4 protein-coding genes and 1 pseudogene are annotated in these 3459 nt (G+C 69.2%); all 5 read left to right on the plus strand.

Going from position 1 to position 3459, the window contains the following annotated elements:
* The coding region (locus tag DKL51_RS28175; RefSeq protein ID WP_148097868.1) for a tyrosine-type recombinase/integrase at positions 1 to 448 on the plus strand (448 nt) is incomplete at its 5' end.
* Positions 449 to 1133: 685 nt separating this feature from the next.
* Positions 1134 to 2396, plus strand: a complete 1263-nt coding sequence (locus DKL51_RS28180) for a phospholipase D-like domain-containing protein (RefSeq protein ID WP_185734941.1) — start codon at positions 1134 to 1136, stop codon at positions 2394 to 2396.
* Between the two features lie 134 nt (positions 2397 to 2530).
* Positions 2531 to 2683 carry a hypothetical protein gene (locus tag DKL51_RS35260; RefSeq protein WP_185734942.1) on the plus strand — a complete coding sequence of 51 codons (153 nt, stop codon included), beginning with the start codon at positions 2531 to 2533 and terminating at the stop codon, positions 2681 to 2683.
* A 57-nt stretch (positions 2684 to 2740) separates the two neighbouring features.
* The gene (locus tag DKL51_RS35265; RefSeq protein ID WP_498070959.1) at positions 2741 to 2941 is read left to right on the plus strand and encodes a DUF8847 domain-containing protein; all 201 of its coding nucleotides are present in this window, start codon (positions 2741 to 2743) and stop codon (positions 2939 to 2941) included.
* Positions 2942 to 3091: 150 nt separating this feature from the next.
* Positions 3092 to 3459 (plus strand): annotated as a pseudogene (locus tag DKL51_RS28185) (hypothetical protein); the annotation flags it as partial.

The raw sequence follows: 3459 nt of genomic DNA on the forward strand, positions 1-3459 counted from the left end.
GGGCAAGGGTGGGCGTCCGCGGGTGGTGCCGATCGAGGACGACCTGGACCGGTTGCTGGCGGCCTACCTGGACAGTCGGGCGCGCCGGTTCGGGGCGCGCAGCGTCCGGCCGGGGTCTGCGCTGCTGGTGGACCGGCGGGGTGAGCCGTTGCGCCGCGGTGGGCTGCAGTACCTGGTGGACTCCTGCTACCGGCGGGCGGGCATCGTGGACCGGGTGCCGAGCGGGGCGCGGTTGCACGCGTTGCGGCACACCTTCGCGACGCGGTTGGCGGAGGACGGGGCGAGTGCGGCGGAGATCATGCGGCTGCTGGGGCACGCGTCGTTGGCGTCGTCGCAGACGTACATCGAGGTGACGGCGGGCCAGCAGCGGGCGGCGGTGCGGTCGAACCGGACCAATCGCACGTTGGCGGCGTTGGTGGCGGGTCGCGGGAGCGCTGAGCAGGGCTGAGGAGCCGCGGATGTCGGACTGAGGCCGTGGCCTCGTCGCATGGCTCATCACCGGCTTGATCGCGTGGGGGCGCGGCGCATCGCGGTAGGCGCCCGGTTGCTCGAGGGTGCAAGGGGACGGTGATTTTCGCCTCGTTCCTGGAGCTGAGCCAGGGGCGCGGACGAGATCGCCCTGTCCGGCACGGGCGACATCGAGACCGTCAAGACCGGGATGCGCGCCACCGCCGCCAAGTGTGCCGGCCCGCGTGCGAGGCGCCCATCCGGGCCCTCAACCTGGGAATCGCCGGCGATCCCGACCTTGCGGCGCAACACCAGGAGAAACCGACAAGGCCGCTCGACGAGGCCAGGAAGGAGCGGCTGCGCAGTCCGTAACGCGCCGATGACCCCTGGTCACCATGATTCGGGCCTGGGTGAACTCGCGGGCTAGAGTCGCCACCCATGGAGACGGCAGTCGCGCCGCCACGGCCATCACCGCCCTGGTGGAGGGGTCCTTCGGGACGGCCTGGTTCGGTCGGGGCCACCCGGCCCCGCTCGCCTGGTGGCCGCTCGTCGGTGCGTGGATGGTGGCTTCGTAGCGGACGCCGGGCCCTGGGGAGGATCCGGAAGGCAGCAGCATCTGATCGATGCTCTTCTCAATATGTCCATTTCATTTGGCAGGCGCCGTGAGTTCACTCCGGAGGGGGTCCGTGTCCCTACGCAAGGTCATGTCGTCGTTCGCCGCGTCCGCGTGCCTCGTGGCCGCGGCATTGTCCGTCGGCGTCGAGCCCGCGGTCGCGGTACCGACCACCACCGCCGTCTTCAACAATCCGCTCGGTACAGCCGCTGAGCAGGCGGCGATCCAGACGCGCCTCGTGGAGTTGATCGACGGCGCGCCGGCGGGCTCCCGCATCAGGATGTCGATGTTCTACGCGTCCGACCCCACCGTGCCCAACGCCTTGATCGCGGCGAAGAACCGGGGGGTCAACGTTCAGCTCATCTTCAACGACAACGACCCCGCCAAGGCGCCGTACGCCTCCCTGGTGACGGCGCTCGGCACCGACCTCAGCGCGCCGTCGTGGATTCTGTTCTGTCCGCCGGGTCGCGGTTGCGTCGGCGACCGGGTGCTGAGCAAGGTCGGGTCGATCAACCACGACAAGTTCTTCCTGTTCTCCAGCACCCAAGGAGCCTCCAACGTGGTGGTCCAGTCGACGGCCAACCTGCACAGCGGTCGGGACGGACTCGGCGGGTGGAACTCGGCGCTGGTACTGGTGGGAAACACCGACATCTACAACGCCTACAGCGGCTACTTCGACGATCTCAAGGCTCGGGGCGTCAACAACAACACCTACGACACCGGCCGGCCCGCGGTGACCTCTGGCAACGCGAAGGTCCATTTCTATCCGCGGCAGGAAAGCAACGGACAGCCGTACGACGACGCGAGCGAAGACACGATCATGACGGCGCTCAACAACGTCTCCTGCTTCGGCAACTCCGTCGTGGGCACGCAGGACGGCACCCACCGCACCGTCATCCGGGTCAACCAGGCGATTTTCAGCCGCACCTACATCGCCTCGAAGCTGTGGGAGTTGGACAACGCGGGCTGCTACGTCGAGGTGGTGCAGCGGTACGACCAGAACAGCAGATCCGAAGCCGGCGCCATGAAGAACCTCCTCGCCGCCACGAGCAGCCCCTACGGCGGGCCGGTCGTCAAGTACTACTGCATCGGCGACAGCGTCTGGACGCACAGCAAGTACCTCCAGGTCGAGGGCAACTACTACGGCGGCGCGGACCGGACCATCACCTGGGTGGGCAGTCACAACTTCAGCTACAACTCGCTGCGTCAGTCCGACGAGACCCTGCTGCAGCTCGAGGACTCCACCGTGTTCGACGCCTTCCGCACCAACTTCCGCACGGTCCGCGACGCCGCGGGGATCAGGTCCGTCGCCAACGGCGGTACGGCGACCTGCTGAATGCCGAGTACGCCCAGGTGCTCCAAAACGTCGGTGCGGGCAGAGGTGACGGCGGGGCAGAGCCACGTGGCGCCGCTGCCGCCGGAGGCTGACGATGCCGGCGGTCGCCTGCGGCTAATGGCAGGATCGCCGGGATGCGGGTGGGCGAGGCGCGGGCGGTGGCGGTCGACTGGGTAGGCGAGCGGCTGCGCCGTGACCCGGCGGTGCAAGGTGTGTTCTTCAGCGGGTCGACGGTGGGGTTGCCGGATGAGGCGGTGTTGCCGGCGTCGTATCGGCCGTCGCCTTGACGGACCGAACTTCGGCATTCGGGGTGAGCTCCGGTCCCCGGGCGTGATGCTGCATCTATGCGAGACGTAGCTGATGTACCGGTCGTGGGTGGCCCGGCCGATGGACGCACTGCGACCGTGGAACTCGACGACCACGGGAACCCACCGGCCGAGTTGCAACCCGGCGACATCGACGTCGTCGGCGACGGCCTGTACGTGCGACAGCCGGTCGTCGGCTCCGGACCGCCCTGGACCTACCAGTGGCGGCCGACCTCGTGACCCCAGGAACAGGCCACCACCCGGTAGGCCGCGCCCTCGCGGCCGCGTCCTTCACCGCCGACGTTGGGCTGCTGGTGCCTGCGTACCCGGCCAGTCTGTTGTTCCGATCTTTCTGACACTCGGGCCCGCTCCGATGGCAGGATCGCCGGGGTGCGGGTGGGTGCGGCGCGGGCGGTGGCGGTCGACTGGGTACGCGAGCAGGCGCGGCGGGATCCGGGGATCCAGGGCGCGTTCTTCAGCGGGTCGACGGTGGGGCTGCCGGATGAGGCGGTGTTGCCGGCGTCGTCGGATGTGGACGTGCTGCTGGTGCGGGACGAGCCGGGAGCCAAGTTCGGCAAGTTCCGCCATCGGGGGGTGCTGCTGGAGGTCACCCCCGTGACGTGGGAGGACCTGGGTTCGCCGGAGGACGTGCTGGGGTCGTGGGTGTTCGCGCCGTGTTTCCGTACGGACACGGTGATCGCGGATCCGACGGGCCGGTTGGCGGCGATCCGGGAGCGGGTGGCGGCGGGGTTCGCGGA

This window comes from Micromonospora globispora, assembly GCF_003857015.1.
GTDB classification, from domain to species: domain Bacteria; phylum Actinomycetota; class Actinomycetes; order Mycobacteriales; family Micromonosporaceae; genus Micromonospora; species Micromonospora globispora.

What these genes read in the sequence shown, in the direction of transcription:
- DKL51_RS35260 (WP_185734942.1), top strand. Translation starts at nt 2,531, where the DNA reads ATGCGGGTGGGCGAGGCGCGGGCGGTGGCGGTCGACTGGGTAGGCGAG.
- DKL51_RS35265 (WP_498070959.1), top strand. Translation starts at nt 2,741, where the DNA reads ATGCGAGACGTAGCTGATGTACCGGTCGTGGGTGGCCCGGCCGATGGA.